This is a genomic window from Haloferula sp. A504 (genome assembly GCF_044385805.1).
Taxonomy (GTDB): Bacteria; Verrucomicrobiota; Verrucomicrobiia; order Verrucomicrobiales; family Akkermansiaceae; genus Haloferula.
This window is the reverse complement of sequence record NZ_JBISBU010000005.1, coordinates 118,070-144,346: the sequence shown is the minus strand read 5'-3', so window position 1 is coordinate 144,346 and position 26,277 is coordinate 118,070. Positions and strand designations below refer to the sequence as shown.

The 26,277-nt window shown below is 64.8% G+C and carries 25 protein-coding genes; 13 read left to right on the top strand and 12 right to left on the bottom strand.

Annotated elements, in window-relative coordinates; translation table 11 throughout:
* Positions 1 to 230 precede the first annotated feature (230 nt).
* The 5 genes from ACG2LG_RS04355 to ACG2LG_RS04335 all read left to right on the top strand — a co-directional run bounded on the left by ACG2LG_RS04355 (position 231) and on the right by ACG2LG_RS04335 (position 5,847).
* On the top strand, positions 231 to 965 hold the full coding sequence (locus ACG2LG_RS04355) for a hypothetical protein (RefSeq protein WP_396256654.1): 735 nt from the start codon (positions 231 to 233) through the stop codon (positions 963 to 965).
* A gap of 28 nt (positions 966 to 993) precedes the next feature.
* Positions 994 to 2,355: an AsmA family protein gene (locus ACG2LG_RS04350; protein ID WP_396256652.1), complete on the top strand. Its 1,362-nt coding sequence runs from the start codon at positions 994 to 996 to the stop codon at positions 2,353 to 2,355.
* A 6-nt stretch (positions 2,356 to 2,361) separates the two neighbouring features.
* Positions 2,362 to 2,919 (top strand): 16S rRNA (guanine(966)-N(2))-methyltransferase RsmD, encoded by a 558-nt coding sequence (rsmD, locus tag ACG2LG_RS04345; protein WP_396256650.1) that lies wholly within the window; start codon positions 2,362 to 2,364, stop codon positions 2,917 to 2,919.
* Positions 2,920 to 2,931: 12 nt separating this feature from the next.
* Entirely contained in the window at positions 2,932 to 4,179 is a 1,248-nt protein-coding gene (locus tag ACG2LG_RS04340) for a 3-deoxy-D-manno-octulosonic acid transferase (RefSeq protein ID WP_396256648.1), read from the top strand.
* A gap of 69 nt (positions 4,180 to 4,248) precedes the next feature.
* Entirely contained in the window at positions 4,249 to 5,847 is a 1,599-nt protein-coding gene (locus tag ACG2LG_RS04335; protein ID WP_396256646.1) for a hypothetical protein, read from the top strand.
* On the opposite strand, the gene ACG2LG_RS04330 is transcribed toward ACG2LG_RS04335, so the two are convergent.
* From ACG2LG_RS04330 to ACG2LG_RS04320, 3 genes are all read right to left on the bottom strand, one after another.
* A complete protein-coding gene (locus ACG2LG_RS04330; protein WP_396256645.1) occupies positions 5,831 to 6,631 on the bottom strand; it encodes a DNA-methyltransferase in 801 nt (266 codons plus the stop codon). The genes ACG2LG_RS04335 and ACG2LG_RS04330 overlap by 17 nt on opposite strands.
* A 196-nt stretch (positions 6,632 to 6,827) precedes the next feature.
* Positions 6,828 to 9,995 carry a preprotein translocase subunit SecA gene (secA, locus tag ACG2LG_RS04325; protein ID WP_396256644.1) on the bottom strand — a complete coding sequence of 1,056 codons (3,168 nt, stop codon included), beginning with the start codon at positions 9,993 to 9,995 and terminating at the stop codon, positions 6,828 to 6,830.
* 232 nt (positions 9,996 to 10,227) lie between these two features.
* Positions 10,228 to 11,016 (bottom strand): SDR family oxidoreductase, encoded by a 789-nt coding sequence (locus tag ACG2LG_RS04320; RefSeq protein ID WP_396256642.1) that lies wholly within the window; start codon positions 11,014 to 11,016, stop codon positions 10,228 to 10,230.
* 97 nt (positions 11,017 to 11,113) lie between these two features.
* Here ACG2LG_RS04320 and ACG2LG_RS04315 point away from each other — a divergent pair, with 97 nt between their 5' ends.
* Positions 11,114 to 11,776: a hypothetical protein gene (locus ACG2LG_RS04315; protein ID WP_396256640.1), complete on the top strand. Its 663-nt coding sequence runs from the start codon at positions 11,114 to 11,116 to the stop codon at positions 11,774 to 11,776.
* On the opposite strand, the gene ACG2LG_RS04310 is transcribed toward ACG2LG_RS04315, so the two are convergent.
* Together ACG2LG_RS04310 and ACG2LG_RS04305 are read right to left on the bottom strand one after the other, a co-directional pair.
* Complete coding sequence (locus ACG2LG_RS04310; RefSeq protein ID WP_396256638.1) at positions 11,773 to 12,450, bottom strand: hypothetical protein; 678 nt, start codon at positions 12,448 to 12,450, stop codon at positions 11,773 to 11,775. The genes ACG2LG_RS04315 and ACG2LG_RS04310 overlap by 4 nt on opposite strands.
* On the bottom strand, positions 12,443 to 13,270 hold the full coding sequence (locus tag ACG2LG_RS04305; RefSeq protein ID WP_396256636.1) for a fructosamine kinase family protein: 828 nt from the start codon (positions 13,268 to 13,270) through the stop codon (positions 12,443 to 12,445). The genes ACG2LG_RS04310 and ACG2LG_RS04305 overlap by 8 nt, the downstream gene beginning before the upstream one ends.
* A gap of 180 nt (positions 13,271 to 13,450) precedes the next feature.
* Here ACG2LG_RS04305 and ACG2LG_RS04300 point away from each other — a divergent pair, with 180 nt between their 5' ends.
* Entirely contained in the window at positions 13,451 to 14,044 is a 594-nt protein-coding gene (locus tag ACG2LG_RS04300) for a transposase (RefSeq protein WP_396256634.1), read from the top strand.
* Between the two features lie 105 nt (positions 14,045 to 14,149).
* Here ACG2LG_RS04300 and ACG2LG_RS04295 read toward each other — a convergent pair whose 3' ends face one another.
* Complete coding sequence (locus ACG2LG_RS04295; RefSeq protein ID WP_396256632.1) at positions 14,150 to 14,923, bottom strand: Hsp33 family molecular chaperone HslO; 774 nt, start codon at positions 14,921 to 14,923, stop codon at positions 14,150 to 14,152.
* Between the two features lie 101 nt (positions 14,924 to 15,024).
* On the opposite strand from ACG2LG_RS04295, the gene ACG2LG_RS04290 reads away from it, so the two are divergent.
* Positions 15,025 to 15,990, top strand: a complete 966-nt coding sequence (locus ACG2LG_RS04290; protein ID WP_396256724.1) for an AEC family transporter — start codon at positions 15,025 to 15,027, stop codon at positions 15,988 to 15,990.
* Between the two features lie 4 nt (positions 15,991 to 15,994).
* Here ACG2LG_RS04290 and ACG2LG_RS04285 read toward each other — a convergent pair whose 3' ends face one another.
* From ACG2LG_RS04285 to hflK, 3 genes are all read right to left on the bottom strand, one after another.
* Positions 15,995 to 16,738, bottom strand: a complete 744-nt coding sequence (locus tag ACG2LG_RS04285; RefSeq protein ID WP_396256630.1) for a hypothetical protein — start codon at positions 16,736 to 16,738, stop codon at positions 15,995 to 15,997.
* 198 nt (positions 16,739 to 16,936) lie between these two features.
* Positions 16,937 to 17,959 (bottom strand): protease modulator HflC, encoded by a 1,023-nt coding sequence (gene hflC / locus ACG2LG_RS04280; protein ID WP_396256629.1) that lies wholly within the window; start codon positions 17,957 to 17,959, stop codon positions 16,937 to 16,939.
* Complete coding sequence (hflK, locus tag ACG2LG_RS04275; RefSeq protein WP_396256627.1) at positions 17,956 to 18,924, bottom strand: FtsH protease activity modulator HflK; 969 nt, start codon at positions 18,922 to 18,924, stop codon at positions 17,956 to 17,958. Before hflK ends, hflC begins: the two co-directional genes overlap by 4 nt.
* Positions 18,925 to 19,131: 207 nt before the next feature.
* Between hflK and ACG2LG_RS04270 the strand changes: the two genes are divergently transcribed.
* From ACG2LG_RS04270 to ACG2LG_RS04250, 5 genes are all read left to right on the top strand, one after another.
* The gene (locus ACG2LG_RS04270) at positions 19,132 to 19,416 is read left to right on the top strand and encodes a DUF4212 domain-containing protein (RefSeq protein ID WP_396256625.1); all 285 of its coding nucleotides are present in this window, start codon (positions 19,132 to 19,134) and stop codon (positions 19,414 to 19,416) included.
* Positions 19,417 to 19,427: 11 nt separating this feature from the next.
* Complete coding sequence (locus ACG2LG_RS04265) at positions 19,428 to 21,239, top strand: sodium:solute symporter family protein (RefSeq protein ID WP_396256623.1); 1,812 nt, start codon at positions 19,428 to 19,430, stop codon at positions 21,237 to 21,239.
* A gap of 61 nt (positions 21,240 to 21,300) precedes the next feature.
* The gene (locus ACG2LG_RS04260) at positions 21,301 to 22,215 is read left to right on the top strand and encodes a histone deacetylase (RefSeq protein ID WP_396256622.1); all 915 of its coding nucleotides are present in this window, start codon (positions 21,301 to 21,303) and stop codon (positions 22,213 to 22,215) included.
* Positions 22,216 to 22,218: 3 nt separating this feature from the next.
* On the top strand, positions 22,219 to 23,139 hold the full coding sequence (locus ACG2LG_RS04255) for a 2-dehydropantoate 2-reductase (RefSeq protein ID WP_396256620.1): 921 nt from the start codon (positions 22,219 to 22,221) through the stop codon (positions 23,137 to 23,139).
* 50 nt (positions 23,140 to 23,189) lie between these two features.
* Entirely contained in the window at positions 23,190 to 23,921 is a 732-nt protein-coding gene (locus ACG2LG_RS04250) for a purine-nucleoside phosphorylase (RefSeq protein ID WP_396256618.1), read from the top strand.
* Here the strand turns inward: ACG2LG_RS04250 and ACG2LG_RS04245 are convergent.
* From ACG2LG_RS04245 to ACG2LG_RS04235, 3 genes are all read right to left on the bottom strand, one after another.
* Positions 23,918 to 24,328 carry a Minf_1886 family protein gene (locus ACG2LG_RS04245; protein WP_396256616.1) on the bottom strand — a complete coding sequence of 137 codons (411 nt, stop codon included), beginning with the start codon at positions 24,326 to 24,328 and terminating at the stop codon, positions 23,918 to 23,920. The two genes, ACG2LG_RS04250 and ACG2LG_RS04245, sit on opposite strands and share 4 nt — an antisense overlap.
* A gap of 32 nt (positions 24,329 to 24,360) precedes the next feature.
* Positions 24,361 to 25,266: a tRNA (adenosine(37)-N6)-dimethylallyltransferase MiaA gene (gene miaA, locus ACG2LG_RS04240; protein WP_396256614.1), complete on the bottom strand. Its 906-nt coding sequence runs from the start codon at positions 25,264 to 25,266 to the stop codon at positions 24,361 to 24,363.
* Between the two features lie 73 nt (positions 25,267 to 25,339).
* Positions 25,340 to 26,104, bottom strand: coding sequence for an RNA recognition motif domain-containing protein (locus ACG2LG_RS04235; protein WP_396256612.1), 765 nt, complete (start codon positions 26,102 to 26,104; stop codon positions 25,340 to 25,342).
* Positions 26,105 to 26,277 lie beyond the last annotated feature (173 nt).

Here is a 26,277-nt window from a genome sequence, read left to right as displayed (position 1 = left end):
AAAAATTCCGGCAAAGCCGAATCGGGCGGGAATCGCTTGCGCCCTTGGCAAAGCCCGAGTCCTTGCGGGGATGAAAGCACACGGGAGCAGGCGGAACGGCTCGCCCGGGAGTTGCGGGCCTTCCTGGACGGCAACTAGCCCGGACTTCTGCCGCGCGGGAAATGCGGGGCGATGCGCCGCGATTGCCACTTGAGTTTCGCCCGGTGGGGATCCAGCCTCCCGGCGGTCTCATGAAATTTCAATCCATCGTCGCTTGTGCCACCATCGGCTTGCTTGGGCTCGTCCAGGCCGAGGTTCCGAAAGTCCTCGACTACCTGCCGGTCGGCAAGCTGGTGAAGGGAGCCACGACCGTCGTGCTGCCACCGCCGGAGCTCGACAAGTACGTGGTCAAGCTGGAGGAGGCCGCCAAGGCGAATCCGGGGTGGTTCGAGGAATACTCCAAGAAGTCGGCTCCCGGGGTGCCGCTGCCCTACGACCCGAAACTCGGCCTCACCGAAGACGAGTACAAGGACTACCTCGAACTCTGGGCCAAGCGCGAGTTCAAGCCCGTCGATCCGGTCATCCTGCAGTTGAAGGAGGGCAGCGACGGCCGCTGGAGCATCAACGCGGCGGTCCCGCAGGGCGGATCCTCGCCGATCTCGACGCTCAAATACGATCCCGAGAAGGATGCCTTCGTTTCTCCCAATGGCACGCTCGAACGCCTTGAGGACGTCAACGCCGACAAGGACAGCATCCTCGGCGCATGGACCGGGCACGAATGGAAGTTCGAGGAGAAGACGAGCCTCGGTGAAACCAAGGAGAATTTCGCCATTGGCAAGACCGGCGACGGGAAGTTCGGATTGCTGGTCTATCGCATGCAGGAAGTATCGTCCGAGGGGACCCGCCTCTACGACAAGAGTCTCGTCATCCGCTACCCGATGGGTGAAGCCGGGGTGCTGAAGACGCCGGCGCCCGGAGGACGCTGATCCGATGCTCCGCAAGAGGCGGAGATGGGTGAAATGGTGGATCGTGTTGCCGGCGGTCCTCCTCGTTCTGTTCGGACTGCTGCAGCTGCTCCTCGCCACGCCTTGGGCCCGGAACCGGGCGGCTGCCATGGTGGAGCGGCGGCTCGGACTCGAAACGACCATCGGGCGGCTGGGCTGGAGTCCATGGACGGGACTTGAGGCTCACCGGCTGCGGATTGGGAAGCCTGCGGGCCTGGACGCCGCGCCCCTCCTGAAATTGCGCCGGGTCAGGATCTGGCCCGACTACTCGAGCCTGTTCGCGAATCCGCGCGAGATCCGCGGGATGGAGCTGGACGGCGCGACTTTGGAGCTGGATCTCGAGCTTCTGGCGACTTTGGCCGGGCGCGCGATGAGCCAGATCGAGCAGCCGCCCGCAGTTGCCGCCGTGGTTCCATCGGCCCCTCGGCCAGCTGGAGGCCCGACGTTCCATCCTCCGGAAGCCACGCGTCCTCCGGTTCCGCCACAAGCTCCGGACCCACCACGGGAGCCTGCCGCAGGGCGGGAGGCAGCCGAGACTCCCGGCGCGTGGCTGACGCTGAGGGATTGCGAGGTCATTCTGGGAGGTGGTGGCTCCACCGAAATCGCGGGAGTCCGGAATCTGGAGGGTGCTTTGCCGTTCCGTGGGGTCGGTCAGGGGAAGGTAGAGGGGGCGTTGTCGATTTCAGCCTCAGACACGATTGAAGCAAACGTTCATATTGACTGCGCGCTCACCGAAATGGACGAACTCATTGCGACTTTGAAAAGTTCGGAAGAACATTTGCAACTAGCTATGCAGCAAAGTATACTACTAGAGTCGAAATTTTTGATTCAAACAAATGGTTCAATTAGGCTTGTGAAGCCGGCTGAGAAGTTTCTTGGTCCGGGCTTTGAGCTTGGTCTCGATCGATTTGAGGCGCGCTGGGAAGGCCTGGGATTGCTTCGATTTCCTGGATCCTGGCTGGCCCGGGCGGAGGCTCGGGCCAGCGGCATCGAGTTTACCGCCGAGGGTTGGGCCGGTTCCATGGACGAGGCCGCGGGACAGCTCCGGCTTCGCCGGGGTCGGCTGGAGTGTCCGGACTTCCGTCTTACGGGCTCGCCGGTCTCGGTGAGGGGAAATGGATGGTTGGGGGCAGGGTCCGGAGCGGCGGTCGCCCGGGTGACGATGCCGGCTGCCATGGCGGGCCAAGGTTTCGATCGCTGCGGTGAACTCCGGTGGCACGACCTGCCGCCGGGAGATCTCGCCTACTCGGACATCACGTTGTGGGCGGATGAGGACCGCCGGTGGTGGGTGGAACTCGGCGAGGGTGGGCGCCACCTGGCCTGGGAAGAGTGGACGCGATGCTTGCGGAGCGGGCCGGAGCTTGGCAGGTAGGTCCCGGTGAGAATCATCGCGGGAAAAGCGGGGCGGCGGAAAATCCGGGTGCCCAAGACGGTGACCCGGCCGACGACGGATTTTGTCCGGCAGGCGCTGTTCTCGATGCTGGGTGCGCAGGTCGAGGGTGCGCGGGTCCTGGATCTGTTTGCCGGATCGGGCGCGCTGGGCTTGGAGGCGTTGAGCCGGGGCGCGGCATCCTGCGTCTTCGTGGATGAAGGCAGGGGGGTCGAGAAGGTCATTGAGGGCAACCTCGGGCAAACCGGACTCGACGGGGGCCGGGTGATCCGGGCCGAGGTGCATGGCTGGCTGAAGCGGGATCGGTGCCGTTATGACCTGATTTTTGCGGACCCTCCCTATGCGCGCTCCCTGCTGGACCGGGATCATGTGGCGGAACTGCTCGATGCGGGCCTGCTTGTGGAGCGGCTCGCCGACGGGGGGCTGCTGGCGATCGAGCAGGCGGCGGAGGCGGAGGCGCGCGCGGCGAAGGGTCTCGATCTTCTCGAGCACCGGACCTACGGGGGGAGTTCCATCCTGCTTTACGCTCCGGAGGCACGCTCATAGCCTTCGGCCCGGATGTCCCTGCTGATCTACCGCCTGCTGTTGCCGCTCTATCTGGGCGTGGCACTGCCGGGCTGGGTGCTCAAGATGGCCCGGCGGGGCGGATTCGGCAGTGGTCTGCTCGAGCGTTTCGGGTGGTTCCGTCTGGAACCGGAGTTCGAGCCGTGCGGCGCGACCCACGTTCATGCGGTCAGTGTCGGAGAGACATTGCTCGCCCTGAAGCTCATCGATGCGTGGCGGGCGCGGGATCCCGATCGCCGCTTCGTGCTGGCGGTGGCGACCGCGACCGGCCACGCGGTCGCGATAGGGCGGGAGGATCGCTCGCTGCGGGTGGTCTATCAGCCCGTCGACCTGAGGGCTTGTGTGCGCCGCTACCTCGACCGGTTCGAGCCTGCCGGATTGGTGCTGGTCGAAGGGGAGATGTGGCCGAATCTCATGCTGGAATGCGAAAGTCGGGGCATCGGGGTTTCGCTGGTCAATGCTCGGATGTCGCCGCGTTCGCGCCGGCGGTATAGGAGGTTTGCCAGCTGGGTGAGGCCGGTGTTCTCTCGACTGGAGCGGGTCGCGGTCCAGGAGGAAAGCGATGCCGGGATCTGGGAGCAGCTGGGTGTGGCTCCGGCGAAGGTCCGGGTGATCGGGAGTCTGAAGTTCGATCCCGGCGACGGCCCGGCGCCGAGTCGGCGGGAGGCATTCCAGGAGATGCTCGCCGTCTGCCGCGGGGATCGGCCGGTCGTTCTTGCGGCCAGCACGCACGCGGGGGAGGAGCCGTTGATTGCCCGTGCCGTGACCGGGGCCGGCGGCTTTCCCCTGATCGTCCCGCGGCATGCCGAGCGACGCCAGTCGGTCCGCACCTCGCTCGAGGATGCGGGGTTCGAGGTCGCCCTGCGGTCGGATTTTTCCCCGGTCTCGGAAACGGGGGTGCTCGTGGTGGACTCCACCGGGGAGCTTCGCGACTGGACGGCGCACGCCGACGTCGTCGTGATCGGGAAGAGCTTCCTTGCCGAGGGTGGCCAGAATCCGGCGGAGGCGGTGCAGGCGGGAAAGCCGCTGCTGTTCGGTCCGCACATGGAGAACTTCGAGCCGCTGGCGACGCGCCTGGTCGAGATGGGGGGCGCATGGCGGGTGGCGGATGAGAACGAACTCGCGGAACGCCTGAAGGAGATCATCGGCGGGACCCGTCGGCCGGATCCGGAGTTGGCGCGCCGGGTGCTCTCGCGGCATGCCGGAGCCACGGGCCGGATGATCGATTGGTTGGCGTCCTGAATCGATTCTGTCTGGATTGGAGGAATCGCCGCTTTGTCTTTCGGGACGATCCGTTCTAGCGTCTTCCGTATGACCGACTCGCCGGATCCTTCAAAAGATCTGCTTTCCGCTTTCGACCTCGGGCCCGCATGGGCGCGCGGTGATGATGCCAAGAAGAATTACGCCGATCACCCCGGGGACCGCCAGTCCAAGGGGCGCCGGGACGGCGATGGCCGTGGACGCCAGGGCGGCGGGCGCCAGGGTGGCGGAGGTCAGCGTGGAGATCGCCGTGGTGGCGATCGCCGGGATGACCGGAAGGGGCGGCGTGGCGATTTCGGTGGACGCGGCGGCGGACCCCGCGATCTGCCGCCGGCCGCCGACGGGGTGAAGATCACCGTGCTTCCGAGCGAGGAGGCGATCCACCTGATCGTGAAGGAGATCCAGCACCGCGCGCGGGTGTATTCGCTCTTCGATGTGGCGCAGTTGTTTCTCGGGGCGCGGGAGCGCTACCAGTTGCAGGTCGATGTCGAGGAAGGCCGCCCTGCTCTCTACCGGGGGCGGAAGGATGCGAGTCTTTTCCTGGGCAAGGACGAGGCGGCTTCCCATTTCTTCGGCTCCCAGGCCTTCGAGGAATTGTACGAGACCGAGGAGACCGAGGTGGACCCCCCGAAGGGAAACTTCCAGGTGGTCGCCCGCTGCGGCATTTCCGGCGAGTGGCTTGGCCCGCCAAACTTCCATGGCTACCAGACAGCGCTGCGTCGCCTGCATCGCGAGCGCTTTGCCACGATGCCCTTCGAACGCTACGCGGCGAAGGTCCGGACCGAGCGCGGAGAGGAGGCGGTCAACGAATGGCTGGAGAGCATGAAGGTTCGCCGGCGGTGGCGGCCGAGGGGCGCGGATGATGACGCGTGGACCTTCGAGCGCGCCGAGATCGAGCGGGATTTCCTGACCCGGGCCTTTGATGAGGCCTTTGAGGAGGTCCGGAAAACGACGCTGCCGGGCGACGTGCCCGCACAGAATCTTTCGGAGCGCCTGCTTGCCTCGATCAAGATCGCCACCTCCCACACCCGGCGCCACCCGGCGATGATCATTCCGTCGATCTGCCGGATGCTGGAATCGGATCACCTCGCGATCTTCAAGAAGCAGGGCAAGTTGTACTGCGGCCCGGCCCGGCCGCATCCGCTGGTCAGCTTCGATGATCTTTCCGTGCGTCCGGCGACCATCGTCAAGTGGCTCGATGCCAACCCGGATGCGGTGCTCGATGATCTGTGGAAAGCCATCCTTCCCGCGGGAACCGAGGACCCTCCGCGCGAATGGCTGGTGGATCTCTTCTGGCTCCTGAGCCAGGGGCATGTGCTGCTGTTTGCCGATGGCAAGCTGGTGCTGCCGAAGAAACGTCACCCCGACGCCGCGCCGACGAAGAAGAAGTCTGCGGCCAAGAAGCAGGCCGCGCCCGGCGGCGCGGCAGCCCCCCGGAAGCCGAAGCGAAAGCGCGGCAAGAGCCGTCCGGCGACCGTCCCGTCCCATGCCGCGACCGTGCGCCGGATCGTCCGGATGCGGCACGGTGCGCTCAAGAAGCTGCGCGGGCAGTCACGCTTGTGGGGACGGCGCCTCGCGCGCCGCGACCGCATCAAGGCCTTGCTCGACGACCATCCGACCGGAAGCCGGCGGCTCAGATCAATTCGTTGAGCCGGTCCCGCGCGACCTCCAGGTAGTGTTCATCGAGTTCGATGCCGGAGAACTGCCGGATGCCGGAGCGCTTGGCGGCCACGGCCGACGAACCGATTCCGAGAAAGGGGTCGAGCAGGCGGGTGGCTTCCCCCATGCCGTGGAGGCGCAGGCATTGCTCGACCAGGGCCACCGGGAAGGTCGCCGGATGGGGGCGCTGCTTGTCGCGCGAGACGATGGTCTCGTAGGGAATGAACCAGGTGTTACCGCGGCAGCGCTTGTCGATGCCGCCGGTGTGGCCCCAGCGGGCGATGTTCGACTTGTCCTGATAGGGGACGCCGGCGGCGCGGCGGTTGAGGGGCACCTGGCCGGCTTTCGTCAGGTGAAACACGTACTCGTGGCAGTCGTTGACGAAGCGCTTCGAGTTGATCGGCTTGAAGTGGCCGGCGCTGATGGTTTCGCCCGCGCGGGTCTCGATGGTGATCGATTTGATCCAGTGGAAGGTGTTCTGGAGCACGAAAAGCTCGTCGGTCAGCGCGAGCAGGACCTGGTGCGGGAAGAGTGGGTTGGACGGAGCGGCACCCACATTGAGAAAGAACGAGCCCTCGTCGGTGAGCACCCGTTTCACCTGGGCCGCCCACTCCTTGCACCATTCGAGGAAATCCGCGCGGGCCGTGGTGTCCTTGTAGGTGCGGTAGTTGATGCCCAGGTTGTAGGGCGGTGAGGTCACCACCACATCGTGCGAGCCGGCGTCGAGCGCCGGAAGGATCTCTAGGCAGTCGCCGTGGTGGAGTTGCAGGTTCAAGGGACGGAGGCGGTGTGGGGATCCGAAGAGGAGAAGCGGGCTGCGCCATGGGTAAGATGTGCAGGTTTCATAACCGCCGCTCCATATTTCGAGGCGCTCACGCTTCTCGACCGCAGCATTGACCTCGCTCCGCTCGCTCCATGCCGGTTTGCGGGTTTCCTCCTCCGGAAACCCGGGGTGATTGAGGTCGAGGCGCTCACGCTTCTCGACCGCAGCATTGCTTGAACTTCTTGCCGGATCCGCAGGGGCAGGGGGCGTTCCGGCCGACGCTCTCGACGTTGAAGCTGGGCTTGCGCTTCGGAAGGTTGAGCTTCAGCGAGCCGCCGCCGCCACCGGCCACGCCCGGGTTGAGGTTTCCGGAATTCCCGGTGCTGGTCGTGTTGGCCTGTCCGGCGCTCTGTAGCTGGGTTTGCTGGGAATGGAGTTGCTTGAGGTATTCCTCGATCTTCGATGCCGAGCGGAAGAGGTTCTGCAGGGCCTCGCCGTCGATGCCCTCCATCAGGCTCTCGAACAGCTTGTAGGCCTCGTTCTTGTACTCGACGAGCGGATCCTTCTGGCCCTGGGCCCGGAAGGAGATGCCCTCGCGGAGCGCATCCATGTTGTAGAGATGCCCCTGCCACTGCTTGTCGATGGCAACGAGGATCATCCGCCGCTCTTCGGTATCGAGGATCTCCGGAGGCAGGTTCGAAATCCGGGCCTCGTAGGTCTCCTTGACCCGCGCGATCAGGAACTCGGAGATCTCCTCGACCGAGTTGGTTTCGAAGTTCAGGTCCTCGGCTTCGATCCGGATTGGCAGGGTGGAGTTCACCCAGCCGAGCAGCTCGTTGTAGTCGGGCGACTCCTCGTCCCGGTCGATGAGAAACGCTCCGACGCGCTCGGGGATGACCTTTTCGATGATCTCGTTGACGAGCTCGCGCGGGTTCTCGGTGCTCAGCACCTCGTTGCGGTAGCCGTAGACGACCTCCCGCTGCTTGTTCATCACGTCGTCGAACTCGAGAATGCGCTTGCGCCAGGTGTAGTTGCGCTGCTCGACGCGCTTCTGGGCGGTTTCGACCGACTTGTTGAGCCACGAGTGCTCGAGGGCCTCGCCTTCCTCCATGCCGAAGCGCTCCATCATGTTGGTCATGCGGTCGGCGGCGGCGAAGTTCCGCATCAGGTCGTCCTCGAAGGAGATGTAGAACTGGCTCATCCCGGGGTCGCCCTGGCGGGCGCAACGGCCGCGGAGCTGGCGATCGACGCGGCGGGATTCGTAGCGCTCGGTGGCGATCACGAACAGTCCGCCCGCATCGGCCACGCCCTCACCCAGCTTGATGTCGGTGCCGCGGCCCGCCATGTTGGTGGAAATCGTCACGGCACCCTTCTGGCCGGCGGCCATGATGATTTCCGCCTCCTGCATGTGGAACTTCGCGTTCAGCACCGTGTGGGGAATCTTGCTCCGCTTGAGCATGCGGGAAACCGTTTCCGAGGCGTCCACCGAAGCGGTGCCGACCAGAACCGGCTGGCCCTTCTCGTGGGCTTCCTTGATCTTGGCGATCACCGCGTTGTACTTCTCCCGCCGGGTCTTGAAGACCTGGTCGTTGAGGTCCTTCCGCTGGTTCGGCCGGTTGGTCGGGATCGGGAGGACGTCGAGCTTGTAGATGTCGTGGAACTCGGCCGCCTCGGTCTCCGCGGTGCCGGTCATGCCCGCCAGCTTCTCGTAGAGGCGGAAGTAGTTCTGGATCGTGATCGTGGCGTAGGTCTGGGTCTCCTTCTCGATGACCACGTTCTCCTTGGCCTCGACGGCCTGGTGGAGTCCGTCCGACCAGCGGCGACCCGGCATCTTGCGGCCGGTGTTCTCGTCGACGATGACCACCTTGCCCTCCTCCACGACGTACTGCACGTCCTTCTCGAAGACGCAGTAGGCCTTCAGGAGCTGGGAGATGTTGTGCATCTTCTCCGCCTGCTGGTCCATCCTGTCCTGCGCCTGCTCCTTGCGGATCGTGCGCTGCTCCTCGGTGAGTTCCGGATCGGCGTCGATCTCGGCGAGGAGGGTGCCGAGGTCGGGCAGCACGAAGCTGTCGGGATCGTCAGGCGAGAGATACTCCCGGCCTTGCTCCATCAGGTCGGCGTCGTTCGCCTTCTCGTCGATGGTGAAATACAGTTCCTCCTTCAGGTTGAAGAGTTCCTTCTTCTGGGCGTCCTGATAGAAGGACAGCTCGGTCTTCTCGAGCAGGCGGCGGACGTCGGGCTCCTGCATGAGGCGCATGAGCTGACGGTTGCGCGGCTGGCCGAGCTTGACCTTGAAGAGGTGGCGGCCGGCGGTCTCGGGATCTTCCTCGAGGATCTTCTTGGCCTCGGTGACGAGTTCGTTGCAGAGGTGCGTCTGGCGCTTCACCAACTGCTCGACCAGCGGCTTGTAGCGGTCGAACTGGTGGGATGACACCGTCGAGGGACCGGAAATGATGAGCGGGGTGCGGGCCTCGTCGATGAGGATGGAGTCGACCTCGTCGATGATCGCGAAGTAGTGCCCGCGCTGGACCTGGTCGTCCTTGCTGGCGGCCATGCCGTTGTCGCGCAGGTAGTCGAATCCGAATTCCGAGTTGGTGCCGTAGGTGACGTCGCACTGGTAGTGCTCGCGGCGATCCCACGGCGGCATCTGGTTCTGGATGCAGCCGACGGTCAGGCCGAGGAACTTGAAGACCGAACCCATCCACTCGGAGTCGCGACGGGCGAGGTAGTCGTTCACGGTCACGACGTGCACGCCGAGGCCGGTCAGGGCGTTGAGGTACACGGGCAGGGTGGCGACGAGGGTCTTGCCCTCACCGGTCTGCATCTCGGCGATCATGCCCTTGTGAAGGGCGACACCGCCGACAAGCTGGACGTCGAAGTGAACCATTTCCCAGGGCGTTTCCTGGTCGCAGACCGTGATGGTCCGGCCGCACAAACGGCGGGCCGCGTTCTTCACGACGGCGTAGGCCTCGGGCAGGATCTGATCGAGGTAAAGGGCGCGGGATTTCCGGAACTGCGGCTCGATCTCCCGGAAGGCTGCCTTGGCGGCCTCGATCGACTCAACGGTCGAGTCCACGCGCAGGGGAAGCTCGGGGAATTCCTCGCGCAGTTCGGCGAGCCGGGACTCAAGCTTTTCGGCGGTTTCGCGCAGGAATTCGGCATCTCCACGTTCGAGGGCGGGCTTGGCCGGGGCTTCAAGCTCGTGGTAGCGGGCGAGGTGGGATTTCCACTTTTCCGTGAGTTCGCGCAGCTTCTCTTCCGGTTCCTGCTGGAGGGCTTCCTCGATTTCGTTGATGCGCTCGACGGTGGGTCGGATGCGGCGCAGCTCTCGCTGGTTCTTGGAACCAACGATTTTTTGGAGAATCCACTTGATCATGGGAAAGACGGATCGGGCCGTCGGACATCCAACAGCCGGCGGCGGAGGCCATACACCCCCGAGCGCCCCGGTGCAAGCGGCGGTGGCGCAAAGCTCCCGCTTTGCGGGTGATGGGCAAACCTCCGGGTTTGGCGTGTCGGGATAACAGGGGTGGCGAAGAATCGTTCGAGGCGGCGTGCCACGGGGCCGGACCCCCGGTGGATCGGCTCGCAAACCTCAGGTTTGCGCCACATCAGATCTTCATCGCGTTGAAGCCACCGTCGATGACGATCTCGGAGCCGGTGATGAAGGCCCCGGCCCGGTTCGAGGCCAGCAGCAGGGTCGCGCCGATCAGGTCCTCGGGATTGCCGAAGCGGCTCATCGGGGTCTGGCGGAGGATGTCGAGCACCCGGCTTTCATCGAGGACCTTGCGGTTCTGCTCGGCCGGGAAGAAGCCGGGCACCAGGGTGTTGACCCGGATCGAGTTTTCGGCCCACTCGCGGGCGAGGTTCTTCGAGAGGTTGTGGACGGCGGCCTTGGTGGCCGAGTAGGTGAAGACGCGGGAAAGGGGCACCAGGCCGGACATCGAGCCGAGATTGATGATCGAGGCAGGGATGCCTTCGTTGATGAAGTATTCGCCGAAGACCTGGCAGGTGCGGAAGACGGCGGTGAGATTGGTGTCGATGATGCGCTTGAACTCCTCTTCCTCGATCTCGAGGAAGGGGGTGGGAGCGTTGATGCCGGCCCCGTTGACCAGAATGTCCACCTTGCCAGAGGTTTTGATGACCTCGTCGAGGAGGCTCTGGAGCGACTCGCGCTTGGTCACGTCGGCTGCGACGAAGTAGCCCTTGCCGCCGTGCTCGGCGATCTTCTTGAGCTTGAGTTCGCCCTTTTCGCGGATGCGACCGACGAGAACCACCTCGGCCCCGGCGCGGGCGAGGCCTTCGGCCATCGTGCCGCAGAGTTCGCCCGTGCCTCCGATGATCACGGCCGTCTTGCCCTGTAATCCGAACTGTTCCTTGAGAAATGTGCTGCTTGGCATGCCGCAAGGTTCGACAGGTGGGGCAGCGACGGCAAGGGGAATGCGTGGCTGTTCGTGGGACTTGCCTGATGGCGCTGTCGGAGGCTCAAATCCCCCGATGGGACTGGTTGGGGACATCTTCGGCTATCCGCTGCGCGGCGGAGGCAAGTACATCTTCTTCATCGGAGCGGCGCTGTTCGTGGTCGTGGAATGGGCCGCCGCCGCGCCGGTGGTCGGCTGGCTCGCGGCCCTGCTGGTCACGGCCTACATCAGCGCGATGTACTTCGAGATCATCCAGACCACGGCGACCGGCTCGGATGAGGCTCCCGATTTCCCGACGGTGGCGGGAGTGATGGACGACATGATCCTGCCCATGCTGAAGGTCTGGCTGGTGGGCCTGGTGTCCTTCGGTCCGGTGCTGGCCTACGCGATCATCGTCGGCGAGGACGCCAATCCGGAGATGCTGTTCGGATTGCTGGGGCTCGGTGCCGTGTATTTTCCGATGGCGATGATGGCGGTGGCGGTTCTCGGCCACGCCGGTGCTCTGAGCCCGCACATCGTCCTGCCTGCCATCGTGCGCGCCGGTGGGATCTACTGGCTCGCCGTGTTCCTGATCTGCCTGCTCTACCTGAGCGAGCGATTCATCGGGGAGCTTTTCGAGGGCATCCCGATCATCGGGACGGTGGTGAGATCCCTGGTGGCGATGTATGTGCTACTCACCAACGGGCGGTCACTCGGAATCATCTACCGCGAGCGGCGGGAAGAGATGGGCTGGATCTAGTCGCGCATCCCCCGGTAGCGCCAGGCGCGGTAGCCCTCGCGATGCAGCTTGGCGACCGGGATGGAGGCGGCATTGACCCTCCACACGGGAAACGGACCGGCTTCATAGGCCAGAATCGACCCACCGTCCGTGTCCCAGTCCTTGAAGAGAAGGACGTGCCGGTCGTTCAGCAGGATGTCGCCGGCCTGCAGGTGGCTCCAGCTCTTGAGCGGGATGCAAATTGATGGCAGCTCGGCGGTGGAAACGGAGCGGTCGAGACGCCAGCAGCGGGAGACGAAGCCGGAGCAGTCGATGCCGGCGGCGTGGGCGCTGGTGCCCGCATCGCTCAAGGGGCGCTTGGCGGCCGTCGAAATGTCGCCGGCAACCTCCCCGCGCTGGATGGAGGCGAGGAACTGCCGCGGCGTGTCAAACCCGCCCCACTGGTAGGGCACGCCCTTGGCCTCGGTGCCCGGCGTCCACCAGCCGTTGGAAAAGCCATGCGCCTCGAGCCCGGTGTCGGGGGTGTGCACAAGGATGCCGTCTTCATCCTTTCCATGAAGCACGTGGCGCTCCTCCGGCATCCACCGGACCTGGGTGTAGGTGTAGGCGGTGGCGATCGCCTGATCCCGCGTCACCGAGCGCGCCGGGCCGGGGATGGCGAGGGGATCGGTCGTGCAGGCGACGAGGCTAAGCAAAGCGGCTAATGACAGCGCCCGCCTGATCGATGTAGCTGCCGCCGAAGAGCAGGGCGTGGTTGAGCAGGTGGTAGAGGCGGTAGATTTCATGGCGGTCATGCTCGTCCGCCGGAGCGGGGTGGACGGAGCGATAGGCATCGTGGAAGCGGGCGGAGAATCCGCCGAAAAGCCCGGTCATGGCGAGATCGCATTCCGGATCGGCATGGTGAGCCGCCGGGTCGAAGAGGACAGGGGTGCCGTCGGGCAGGAAGGCCTTGTTGCCCGCCCACAGGTCGCCGTGGATGAGCGAGGCGGGGGGATCCGGCGGCAGGAGGTCCGGCAGTCGCCGGAGAAAGTCATCCGATCCGGCAAAGCGCAGGCCCCGGTCTCCGAGCAGGCGCAGCAGGTGGCGGATGCGATGTTCGGTGAAAAACTCGACCCACGAGGTGGTCCGGGGATTCGGCTGCGGGGTCGCGCCGATGAAATTGTCGCAATCGAAGCCGAAGGCCCCGGCGGTGTGGCTGTGGAGGATGGCGAGCTGCTCGCCAAGAGCCGCCTCGTCGCCACTCGACACGAGCTTGAGTCGCTCGAGGATCAGGAAGGCGGTCTCGCCTTCAATGCCATGAACGATGACCTCGGGCACCCGGATGGCGCCGGTGGCGGCAATGGCTTCCAGGCCGGCGGCCTCCGTGGCGAAATTGTCGGACTGCGAGAGGTCGTTGGTCTTGAGGAAGCAATCGCCCCAGACGTAGCTGCTGTGGATGCAGCCGCCACCGACCGGTCGCGGAGCGCCGGATGGTGCCGAGGGAAGTCGTTTCGCGATGGCTGTGAGGTCCGTCATCGGGGTGATTCTCTAGACTGCGGCGCTTCAGCGCCGCTTTGTGAGGCGGGCTTGAGCACGGCTCGGGCCGGATCGCGGTCGATGAATCGACCTGGGGAAAGCGGCGCTGAAGCGCCGCAGTCTAAAGGGTTCGATCACGGACTTGACAGGGCGGATTGAAAAAGTGTTCATAAACACACCATGTCGACGATTTGCTGGCCTCATGCGCCGCCGCACTGGAAATGGCGCGCGGGCACGTATTTCGTGACGGCAGGGACCTATCTCCGGAAGCATCGCTTCGGCTCGCGTCCGCGATTGGCATACCTGACGCGCGAACTGCTGGCTTTGGCCGACGACGCGGGCTGGCACCTCGAAGCGTGGGCGGTGTTTTCGAATCATTACCATTTCGTGGCGAAGTCGGATGACGACAGCAAGCCACTCGGGTCGTGGCTACGGGTGCTGCATGGCCGCAGCGCCTGCTGGGTAAATCGCCGCGACGGAATGCGTGGATGCAAGGTGTGGCACAATTTCCGGGACACCCTGCTGACGATTCCGACGTCCTATCTCGCCCGCCTTTCCTACGTTCACCGGAACCCGGTGAGGCACGGGCTGGTCGCGCGGCCGGATCTTTATCCGTGGTGCTCGGCCGGCTGGTTCGAGCGGAACGCGAGTCGAAGCCAGGTGGCGACGATCTATGGGTTCAAGATCGACCGATTGAACGTGGACGACGATTTCGAGGTGCTCGGGGCGGATGCGAAGCTGTCGGAGGAGTGTCGGAGACGGGGATTGGTCTAGACTGCGGCGCTTCAGCGCCGCTTTGCGGGGCGGGCTTCAACACGGCCCGGGCCGGGTCGCGGTCGATGAATCGACCTGGGGAAAGCGGCGCTGAAGCGCCGCAGTCTAGAGAAGCATGTCGCGCGTTACCAGATAGCGTGCGGCGCAGCGGGGGCATTGGACAACGATCTTGTCCTCCTCGCCAAAAAGATCCGCCGGACGCTTCCGCCAGCCGCCGAGGACCGGCAGGATCTTCTCCAGATCACACCCGCAGCCGAAGCGGAACTTCCGGGTCTCCAGCAGCTTGGTTTCCTCGTCGGACTCGAGCGTGGCGACCTGCGCCGCGTCCAGCGCTTCGAACCATTCCTCATCGTAGTCGGGCTGGGCGGCGATCAGGACGAAGGTCTCGTCGGGGAGTCGGAACAGCTTCGCCGGGCGCTGCTCGGATTGCATGTAGTACTGCTCGACCCAGAAGAGCGGGTCCGCGCCATCGACCTGTAAAGTCGAAGTCCGGGGCTCGGTCCCGGGCTGGGTGAGGGTCTGGGAGTAGAAGAAATTCCGGTCCGGCTCGCGGACATCCTCGGTGAAGAGGCGTCCAGTGATGGTTTCCTCCAGCGAGCTCCCGGTGGCAAAGAGGTTCACCCGCGGGGCGCGGAGGTTGACAGTCCAAGCGATGGTCTCGGCCCACGGCCGGGCGACGCAGTGGAGCATCAGCCCGGCGAGCAGGTCCTTGAGCATGCCGTCCAGATCGGGCGGCTGCTTCAGCTCGTGCTGCATGAGGTGCAGGTAGTAGTCGGTGTAGATCGGCGTGAGCTGGGCGCGGACGGCGAGCACGTTGCGGTGCCGGACGAAGATCGACTCGACACGGCTGAATTCCTCGACGGGGACGGGTTCGGACACGTCGCGGAGCTAGGCGAAGAGCGCGCGATTGTCCAAGGGGGAAATCCACGCGGCGCTTGCGGGTTGGTGCCGGGGAGGTGAGTCTGGCGCCGGTGGAGACGATGCTCGAGGTCCTGCGGCAGGTGTTGCCGGTGTATCTGCTGATGCTGCTCGGCGCGATCCTGCGGCGGGTCGGCATGACCCGGCGCGAGCACGACGACGGCATCCTGCATCTCGTGTTTCACGTGCTCTATCCGTGTTTCATCATCGACAAGATCCTCGGCAGCGAGAGCGTGCGCGACGTGTCGGCGGTGGCATGGGGGATCGGCACCGGATTCTCCCTGACGGTGGCGGGTTTCGGCATCGCCTGGGTGGCGGCGGGTCTGCTGCGCTACGAGCGGGGCACGGGCAAGCGGACCTTCGCGCTGTCCGCCGGGGTGCAGAATTTCGGCTACACGGCGATTCCGGTGGTCGAGCAGATGTGGGTCGGCACGGGAGCGATCGCGATGCTCTTCGTTCACAACCTCGGGGTCGAGTTGGCGATCTGGTCGGTGGGGGTGATGCTGATCTCGGGCCAGCGTCAGGTCCCGTGGCGGCGCCTGGTCAATGGACCGGTGGTGGCGGTGGTCTTCGGCTTGATTCTGGTGGCCACGGGCTGGGACGGCATGCGGGTCCCGGCTGGCAGCGAGGTGGCCGAGCCGGGCGTGTTGCGGACGACGATGCGCTGGCTGGGCAGTGGCGCGTTTCCGGTGGCGATCTTCGTCACCGGGGCGGTGGTGATGGACCTGATTGGGAAGGAGCGCCCGACCCTGCGGGCGAGCCTGGGTGGGATTGTGGTCCGTCTCGCCATCGTACCCGCGGTTATCCTGAGTGCGGCCCGGTTCCTTCCGGCACCCCAGCCGCTGGAGCAGGTGCTCATCGTGCAGGCCTCGATGCCGGCCGCGGTGACGCCCATCCTCCTGGCCAAGCTCTACGGCGGTCGCCCGGGGGTGGCGGTCGAGATCGTGGTGGCGACGACGGTGGTGAGCATGCTCACGATGCCGATCGTGCTGCTGCTCGGCCGCCAGTGGCTCGGCTACCTGCCGTAAGCGATCAGCCCCGCCCGGACCGGGAGCGGCGGCAAGCCAGAAACAGACCGGCGACACCGAGGAGCGAGGGAACGCCGGGTTCGGGGATCGCCATCGGGTCCAAGGTCGCTGCGAGCGCGAGGTAGTCCTGGTGGTCGGGCCGGACGTCCTCGATCCCGAGCAGCTGGTACTTGGGAGAGTAGCTGGCATCCACGCCGGAGTTCTCGATCGTGTCGAGCATGGCGTTCATGGCGGCCCAGAGTTCGGGTGCTTCTTTCCGCCCGTAGGGACTGAACTTCGAGCGATCGATGTTGCCGGTGTTGAAGTTGAGGCCGTTGGCCGTGCCACCGTCGCCGAAGATCTCCCACACGACGTTCTGGAAGGCATACTGGCTGGTTTCGTCGCCGTTGAGAAACGCGCTTTCGTAGTGATGGTCGACGAACCAATGGAGCATCGCCATCGCGTAAGCCTCGTCTTGGGTCTTGGAGTAGCGGTCCCAGATGTCGAAGTTTTCGATGGCACCCAACACGAGAGGTGAATTCGTGGAAGACAGCTCGTGGGGGTAGGAGGACAGATCCTCGTCCAGCGAGATCGCATCGAGGTCCGCGCAGAAGATCAGAATCTCTCCGTCGTAGATCGTCTCACCGTCCACCCGGGCGTTCGAGATCCGGAAGTTGGAGGCGATGCCCGCGTAGGAGGGGTGCTCGATGGCTTCAATGGATCCGGTGATCGTCTGAGCAAACGACGATGGCAGGAACGAACCGCACAAGATGGCAAGGATCGTCAGAGGGACAAGGGGGCGGGGGCACGCCCCGAGGCGGCTAGGGGAACGCATCGGGAGATCTGGGGTTAACGGGCATGATAATCAACCTAGATTGATCATCAGCCTATCACGCGATCACGGAACCTGTGCGGGCGGTCCGTGACTCCCCGATCTCGGCGCGTTGGAACGGTCGAAGCCGCTGGATCAGGGTCCTGCAGCGGGCGCTGACGGCGCAGCCTTCTGCTTGTGGTCGGCGTCCTTCAACAACCGGAACAAGTCGCTGTCCGTGCTGAGGATCAGCGTGGTGTCCTTATCCATGACCTCTTCGTAGACTTGGAGCGTGCGGACGAAATTGTAGAGCTCCGCCGCTTCAGGCGTCTGATTGTAGGATTCGGCGTAGATCGCAGTGGCCTTGGCGTCGGCCTCGCCGCGAATGGTCTCGATCTTGCGGTAGGCGTCGGACTCGATGCCTCGCAAGTCGCGCTCCATGTTACCGATGATCTTGGCGGCCTCACCCTGACCCTCCGAGCGGAAGCGTTCGGCGATCTGCTGGCGCTCGGAAATCATGCGGTCGAAGATTCGGGTCTGCACCGAGGGGTTGTAGTTGATCCGCTTGAAGCGCACATCGAGCAACTCGATCCCGACGTCGGCGAGCTTTGGTGCGGCCTGGCTGAGGATGCGCTCTTCGAGTGCCGACCGCCCCTTCTCGATCGGCTTGAGGGCCCCGATCTTGCCGGAGCGATCCGCTTCAGCGAGTTCCTCGTCGATCAGGACCTCACGGTTCTTGGTGGTGCGCACGACCTCGATCAGTTCATTGTCGGCGACGGCACTGCGGGTCTCCGAGCCGATGATGGTGCTGATCCTCGACTGGGCGCGGCGCTCGGTCCGCAGACTTTTGAAGAAGGCCAGAGGGTCGGAGACACGCCAGCGGCCGAAAGTGTCGACGAGGATGTAGGTTTTGCTTTTGGTCGGCATTTCGGTCGGCTCGCCATCCCATTCGAGAATCCGCTTCTCAATCATGTTGACCTTCTGGATGAAGGGCATCTTGAAGTGCAGGCCGGCCTCGGTGACCGGTTCACCGACCGGTTTGCCGAACTGCGTGATGATGGCCTGTTCGGTCTCATTGACACGGTAAGCCGCCGCGGCCAGAAGCACGACACCCAAGAGGACGAGGATGGCGGTGAGGCAGCCGGTGGCGGCCTTTTTGGTGGAGGTGGGGTCGCTCATTGTGAAAGGGGAGTGCGGGAGTCAAGGTTGAGAAGCGGAAGGAACTGGTCGGCTTCCTCGTCGAGGATGATTTTCCTTCCCATCACCGGAACCACCTTGGTCATGGTCTCCAGGTAGAGCCGGCGCTTTGTGATTTCGGGTGCTTTCGTGAATTCAGTGTAGAGCGCGTTGAATTTGGCGGCGTCGCCCTCGGCCTCGTTGACCCGCTGGACGGCGTAACCTTCGGCGTCACTGATTCTTCGCTGGGCCTCGCCTCGCGCCTTCGGCACCTCCCGGTTGTATTCGCCGTTGGCCTTGTTGATCGATTCCTCCTTCTCCTGCTGGGCGTTGTTGACCTCGTTGAAGGAAGACTGGACCGGCCGGGGCGGATTGACGTTCTTGAGCTGGACCTGGTCGATCTGGAGGCCCATTTCATACTTGTCCACCAGAGCCTGGAGCTTGAGCAGCGATTCGGCCTCGATGGCCTGGCGACCGAAGGTGATCACCTCGTCAACCGTGCGGTCGCCGACCGCTTCCCGCATCACCGACTCCGAGGCGTTGCGCAGGGTTTCATCCGGATTGCGGACGTTGAAAAGATAATCCTGCGGGTCGCGGATGTAGTATTGAACGGCCCATTCGATCAAAGCGGCGTTGAGGTCGCCGGTGACCATCTGTTTTTCCGCCTCTTGCTCGTTGGTTTGTTCACGAAATTGGCTGCGATTCGTGGCACCCGGAGTGCCGAAGCCGAATTCCTGGGTCATCAGGCGTTCGACCGGCACCTTGTGGACCTGGTCGATGCCGAAGGGGATCTTGAATCGCAGCCCGGGTTCCTCGGTCGAGTGGTAGCCACCAAACCGGAGCACGACTCCCGCTTCCTCGGCTTCAACCGTGTAAAACGAGGTGTAAACGCCGATGATCAGCACGAGCACGACCGGTACGAAGAGGAGGAACTTCGGCGAAAACGGGAGTTTCGGAAGCTGAGGCATCTGTGGTCTGGGAGAAGCCGAGCGGTAGGGCGGGAGATCGGGAGGTCCGGATGGTTGAGCCATGGCAATGCAATCGGGGTTCGCGGCGAACTTGGGTCAGGCCCCGGGGACGCGCCAGAAGAATTGACCGGATGTTTTGGAGCGATCGAGGCTCCGGGCAAAATCCTTTTCCTTCCGCGGAGGGGCTGATAGGCAGTCCCTCAACCCATGGAAGACAACGATTTACCCACCGAGGCGGAGAAAGAGCGATACTGGCGCAAGAACCTGAGCTGGCTGGGTGGCCTGCTGGCGGTCTGGTTCATCGTTTCCTATGGATGCGGCGTGCTGTTCGCCGACCAGTTGGACAAGATCCGGATCCCGGGAACGGGCTTCAAGCTCGGCTTCTGGTTCGCCCAGCAGGGCAGCATCTACGTCTTCCTCGTTCTGATCGCGATCTACGTGAAGGTCATGAACCGGCTCGATCGTGAGCTGTTGCACGGCGGCAACGATTAACCGGAAAGATCATGGACGTTCGAATCTGGACCTATCTTCTGGTGGGCGCGACCTTCGCGCTCTACATCGGCATCGCCATCTGGTCGCGCGCCGGCTCGACGAAAGACTTCTACGTCGCCGGGGGCGGCGTTCCGAGCGTGGCCAACGGCATGGCCACGGCGGCCGACTGGATGAGCGCGGCCTCGTTCATCTCGATGGCCGGGATCATTTCCTTCGCCGGTCGCGACGGCGCGGTCTACCTGATGGGCTGGACCGGTGGCTACGTGCTGCTGGCGCTGCTGCTGGCGCCCTACCTGCGCCGCTTCGGCAAGTTCACGGTGCCGGATTTCATCGGGGATCGCTACTATTCGAAGCTCGCGCGCTTCGTCGCGGTGCTGTGCGCCATCTTTGTTTCCTTCACCTACGTCGCGGGTCAGATGCGGGGAGTGGGGGTGGTGTTCTCGCGCTTCCTCGAGGTCGAGGTGAACACGGGGGTGGTGATCGGCATGATCATCGTGCTCTTCTACGCGGTGCTCGGGGGGATGAAAGGGATCACCTACACCCAGGTGGCCCAGTACTGCGTGCTGATCTTCGCCTTCATGGTGCCGGCGATCTTCCTGTCGATCCAGATGACCGGGAACCCGGTGCCGCAGATCGGCATGGGCGGCGAGTATCAGGACACCGGCAAGACGCTGCTCGACACCCTCGACGGCCTCAGCCGCGAACTCGGGTTCAACACCTACACCGACGGCCAGAAATCGACGCTCGACGTCTTTTGCATCACGGCCGCCCTGATGTGCGGCACGGCGGGTCTGCCGCACGTGATCGTGCGCTTCTACACCGTCAAGAAGGCCAGTGCGGCGCGGACCTCGGCGCTGTGGGCGCTGCTGTTCATCGCCATCCTCTACACCACCGCACCGGCGGTGGCCGTGTTCGCCCGGGTGAACCTGCTCAAGACCGTCAGCGAGACCTCGTATGCCGAAGTCCCGGACTGGTTCAAGAACTGGGAGAACTCCGGGTTGATCGCCTGGGTCGACAAGAACCAGGACGGCAAGATTCAGTACCTCGGAGACGGTGCGGCCCTGGCGCCGATGCCCGACGACCCGAAGTTCATCCCCCGCTTCGATGGTCTCGGCGACGATGCCGCCCGCGGCGATTCGGGTGAGCGCCTGCTGCTCAATCCGCCCACCGATGCGGCCAACGAACTCTACATCGACCGCGACATCATCGTGCTCGCGAACCCGGAGATCGGGCAGTTGCCGGACTGGGTGATCGCGCTGGTGGCGGCCGGCGGCCTGGCCGCGGCGCTCTCGACCGCCGCGGGCCTGCTGCTGGTGATTTCCACCTCGGTGGCCCACGACCTGGTGAAGAAGACCTTCGCGCCCAATCTTTCGGAGAAGGCCGAGCTGGTGCTGGCCCGTTGCGCGGCCGGCGGAGCTGTCGTCATCGCCGGATATTTCGGGGTCAATCCGCCCGGCTTCGTCGCGCAGGTGGTGGCCTTCGCCTTCGGGCTCGCGGCCTCGTCGTTCTTCCCGGCGATCATCCTCGGCATCTTCTCGAAGCGCACGACCATGGCCGGCGTGATCGCCGGCATGATCTGCGGGATCATCTTCACTGCGAGCTACATCATCTACTTCAAGTTCGTGAACCCCGGGGGCGAGCTTTGGTGGGGGATCTCACCCGAGGGCATCGGCTCGATCGGCATGCTGGTGAACTTCGTGGTGACGGTCGTCGTCTCGAAGCTGACGCCGCATCCGCCGAAGGAAATCCGCGACCTGGTCGACCGGGTCCGCCTGCCGCGGGCGGCCTTCGGCGAGGAGGACGCGGGGCCGGTGGATCATTGAGCCCCGAAGCGGGAGATTCCATTGGGCAAGGGTCGGAGGCTGTGATTGCCTGAGTCCGAGCATGCGCTGTTTCTATTCCCAGGACTTCGAGCTCCAGCTTCCGCCCGAGCATCCCTTCCCGATGCAGAAGTTCCGCGTGTCGAAGGACATGCTGATCGAGGGGGGAGTGCTGGCCGCCGAGGACATCGTCGAGGTGCGGGAGGTGTCGCCCCACCTGCTGCGGCAGGTGCATGATCTCAGCTATCTGGAACGGATCTACCGCGGCCAGCTCGATCCCAAGGAGCAGATCCGGCTCGGGCTTCCGGTGTCGCCGAAGCTTTACCAGCGCAGCGCGACCGAGGTGGAGGCCACCCGCCAGGCCTGCCATGCGGCCCTGGAGGAGGGGATCGCGGTGTGTCTCGCCGGGGGAACCCACCACGCCTTCCGCGACCACGGGGAGGGATACTGCGTGTTCAACGACGTCGCCGTGGCCATCCGCGACCTGCAGGCGCAGCGGCCCGGGATCCGGGTGATGGTGGTGGACACCGACGCCCATCAGGGCAACGGCACCGCCTCGATCCTGGCAGACGACCCGAAGGTGTTCACCTACTCGATCCATGTCGGGGCGAACTACCCGACCCGCAAGGTGAGCGGCTCGCGGGATGTCGAGACCACCCGCTACGTCGAGGGCGCGATGTATCTGAAGCAGCTCTTTTCGACCCTGGCGGCGGCCCTCGACACCTTTTCGCCGGATCTGGTGATCTGGGTGGCGGGAGCGGACAACCATCGCAACGACCGCTTCGGACAGATGCATCTCTCGGTGAAGGACCTTCAGCGCCGCGACGAGGTCCTGCTCGGGGCATTCCTGCGGAACCGGGTGCCGGTGACGGTGCTCTACGGCGGCGGCTACAACCGCCAGACCGACTTCACGGCCAAGATCCACCGCAACACCGTGGCGACGGCGAAGCGGCTGGCGACGGAGCTTCGAAAAGGCTGAGCCATGCAGTTGGATGGCAGGATCGCACTGGTCGGAGCCGGGGCCGTGGGGCTCTACTACGGCACCCGTCTGGCGCTCGCGGGGGAGGATGTCTCGTTCCTCCTGCGCTCCGATTTCGACGTGGTGAAAGAGCGGGGGATCCGTCTGGAAAGCGTCGATGGAGACGCAGAACTGCGGAACCCGCAGGTCTTTCGAGACCCCGGGGAAATCGGTCGGGTCGACTGGGTGATCGTGGCGTGGAAGGCGACGGCCAACCACCACTTCGCCGAGGTGCTGTCGCCGCTACTCCATGAATCCACACAGGTCCTGACCTTGCAGAACGGTCTGGGGAATTGCGAGGCGCTGCAGCAGGTTGTCGGTCCCGACCGGGTTCTCGGGGGGCTTTGCTTCGTGTGCCTGAACCGCCTGGAAGAAGGCTTCGTCCGGCACACCGCAGGCGGCAAGGTCACGATCGGCGAATGGGTGCCCCGGCCGGGCATTCCCCGCGCCCGCAGGATTGCTGCCGCCTTTTCTGCCGCCGGGGTGAAGGCCGGAGCGGCGGAGAACCTCGAGCACGCCCAATGGAGGAAGCTCGTCTGGAACGTGCCCTTCAACGGTCTGGCGATCGCGGAGGGCGGGGTCACCACCGATCAACTGCTGGCCGATCCGGAGATCGAGGCCGATGTCGCGGCACTGATGCGCGAGGTCGTCGCGGTGGCTCACGCGAAGGGATTGGAGATCGATCCGGGAGTCGTTGATTTCGAGATCGAAAGAACCCGGCCGATGGGAGCCTACCGGCCCTCGAGCATGATCGACTACGTCGAGGGCAGGTCGGTCGAATACGAGGCCATCTGGGGAGAGCCGCTCAGGCAGGCCCGGGAAGCGGGCGTGGCCGTACCCCGGTTGGAGGAGTTGGCCGCCAGGATCCGCCAACGACTGGGATAGCGCGCAGATCCAGGCTTGGTCGGCGAGTTCCTGAATGCTAGGGACGGGCGATGACGGGATTGGTTTTGGGTTCGGGACTGGACGGGCTGGTCGAGCGAGTCGAGGTGGCCGAAACGGTGAGCTTTGCCGATGCCGGCCTGCCGGTCTCGACGGTGCCTGGGCACCAGGGGTGTTTCGTTCTCGGAAAGCTCGGTGGCACCGACATCGTGGTCATGCGCGGCAGGGTCCATTTGTACGAGGGACACTCCGCGCAGGCGGTCACCGCCGGGGTGCGCTGGATGGCGGAGCAGGGGGTGGACTCGCTGGTGCTCACCAACGCGGCGGGATCGCTTAGAGAGGATCTGCACCCGGGCAGCTGGATGATTCTCAACGATCATCTCAATCTAACCGGAACCTCGCCGCTCGAGGGTGGCCCCCGTTTCATCGACATGACCGGGGCCTACGACCCCGCATGGCGGAGCGAGTTCATGGCAGTTTGCGAAGCGCGGAAGTTGGCGTTGGGCGAGGGCGTTTATGCGGGCTTGAGAGGGCCTCAGTATGAGACCGCCGCCGAGGTCCGGATGCTTCGCACGATGGGGGCCGATGCGGTGGGCATGAGCACGGTGCTGGAGACCATCCAGGCGAGGGCTCTCGGGTTGCGTGTGCTCGGACTGTCGTGCCTGACGAACTTCGGTGCCGGAATGCCGGGTGCGGAACTCGACCACGGCGACGTGGTCGCGACCGCCGGCAAGGCCGCCGAAGCGATGATCGGCGCGCTGGAGGCCTGGGCCTCGGGTTCCTAGCCTTTCCGGCTCGGCTCCATCCGTGCCTTGGGGACGAAGGGTGTGGCGAAGGCTTCGTCGAAGTCGTAGATGTCCTCGAAGTCCTCGAGCGTGTCGGAGTCCTGCTTGCCGAACATCTGCTCGTCGATGAGGTGGAAGACCATCTCGCCCACGTTGCGGGTGGCATCGAGCCCCCACTCGCCCATCAGGGTGTGGGCCATCGGGCCGAATTCCTGCAGCGCCAGATCGCGGAAGCCGTGAACGAGTTCGCGCCCGCTGACGTGGCGCGGCTGGCCGCCGTTGTCCTCGGCCGCCCGCTTGAGGGTGAAGTCCAGCGCGTCCTTCAGGAAGAGGTAGGCCTGAGGATCGAAGCGGCTGTCGCGACGGATGATGCTTTCGATCGCGTGTTCGAATTGCGCCGGCTGCATGCGGGGAAAACTGAACGTGAATCGCTCCGAGGTCAAAACCTGTTGGAAAGGGCACGCAAGGCCACGTCCAGGGGTGGTGGGCTCGCCGGCGGCCATGGAACGGCGTGAAGCCAGCTCTCGCGCCGGAACCAGGTTTCCTGGCGCTTCGCATACTGGCGGGTCGCTGCAGCGATGCGCTCACGGCAGTCGGCCAGGGTGATGCGGCCGCCGAGGTGCTCGCGGATCTGTTGGATCCCGATCGCCTTCTCGAATCCCGCCATTTCCGCGGGAAGGCCCGCCACTTCGTCGAACGCGCCGGACGTCAGCATCCGGCGGGTGCGCTCGTCGATGCGTTGGTGCAGGTCGCTTCGTTGCCGCCGGACCACCAGTCCCCAAAGCGATCCTTCGATCTCCCGCGAGCGACTCTCCCACCGATCCCGCAGCTCCGAGCACGGGCGACCCGAGAGCAGGCAAACCTCGAGCGCACGGCTGACGTAGCGGCGGTTCGAGGAGTCGGTGCGGGAGGCTTCGAGCGGATCCCGTTGCGCGAGTTCCTCGACGAGGGATTCCAGCGGACGCTCGTCCAGCTTGCGACGAAGCGCCGGATCGCCCGGCGGCAGCGGGGAGGGTCCGTGGGAAAGGAACTTGAGGTAAAGCCCCGAGCCACCGGTGACGATGGGATGAAGACCCCGCCCGCGGATTTCCTCGATCACGGGAAGCGCCATCTCCCGGTAGCGCATCGCATCGCAGGCCTCGGTCGGGTCGAGGACGCCATAGAGATGGTGCGGGACCGTCTCCAGCTCCGCCGCCGAGGGCGCCGCGGTCAGGACGGGGGCGCCCCGGTAGAGTTGAAAGGCATCGGCATTCACAATCTCGCCACCGAGTTTCCCGGCGAGTTCCAGGGCGAGGGTGCTCTTGCCCGAAGCGGTGGGGCCGCAGATGTAGATGGGCTCGGGCACGCTCCGATCAAACAGAAAGCGCCCCGCGCGGGCAAGCCGGCGGGGCGCGTGAGTGGATTTCCGGGGTTGCTTACTACGGCTTGGTCCCGCTGTCGCTCTGGGGCTCGGCCGGAGGCAGGCTTTCCTCGGGTGTCGGGGCCTCGTCGCCGGGATGATCCTCCGCGTCATCGGCGTCATCCGCGTCGGCCGGTCCCTGGGACTTCGCGCCGCTCACGTTGAGTTTGCGTCCCATGAAGAACTGGTCGTGCAGGATCTCGACGGCGCGCTTGGCTTCGTCGACGTTGAGCATCTCGACGAATCCATAGCCTTTCGAGCGATGGGTCCGGCGGTTGTAAACGATCTCGACCCGCCGCACGGTGCCGACGCCGCGGAAGAGTTCCTCGAGGTCGCTCTCGGTCGCCTCGTAGGAGAGGTTGCCGAGGTAGATGCGCTTGGTCGTGACGTCTCCGGTGGAGACGGGCTCGCGTCGCTCTTGCTTCTCGCGTTTCTCGCGCGGCTTGCGCTCCGGTTTCGGCTCCGAATCGTCGGAGCGGGCGTTGCGGACGTTGGACTTGGGAGCGGAACCGCCCCGACCCTTGGAGGAGCGCTGGGGCTCCTTGTAGAGGCCGATGGACTTGAGAAGCTTCTGCCACCAGGTCAGCGGCTTGGGCTTGGGCGCGCGGCGCGGTCTCGGACCACCGCTGCGGTTGCCCTGACGTTTGCCCCCCTGGCGATTTCCACCCTGACGATTGCCGTCGCGGTTTCCCTGCTGGTTGTTGTTGCGGTTGCGGTTTCTGCCACCGCGGGAGCGGCGGCGTCTCTGGCCGCTGCCACGGTTTTCCGATTTGCTCTCTGACATGTTGTTGTTTGGTTGTCGGGCCGCTCGCCTGGGTGTTCCGGAAGTGGAGGACCGCGAGTCGTCCGCGGTCGGCCACCGGCTGGTATTCCTTCGGGATCCGCCGGCGTTCGGTGCCGGGGGAGGATCGTCCTTTGCGTAGCGGGACGGAGGATCCTCCTTGGATCGGGAACGGA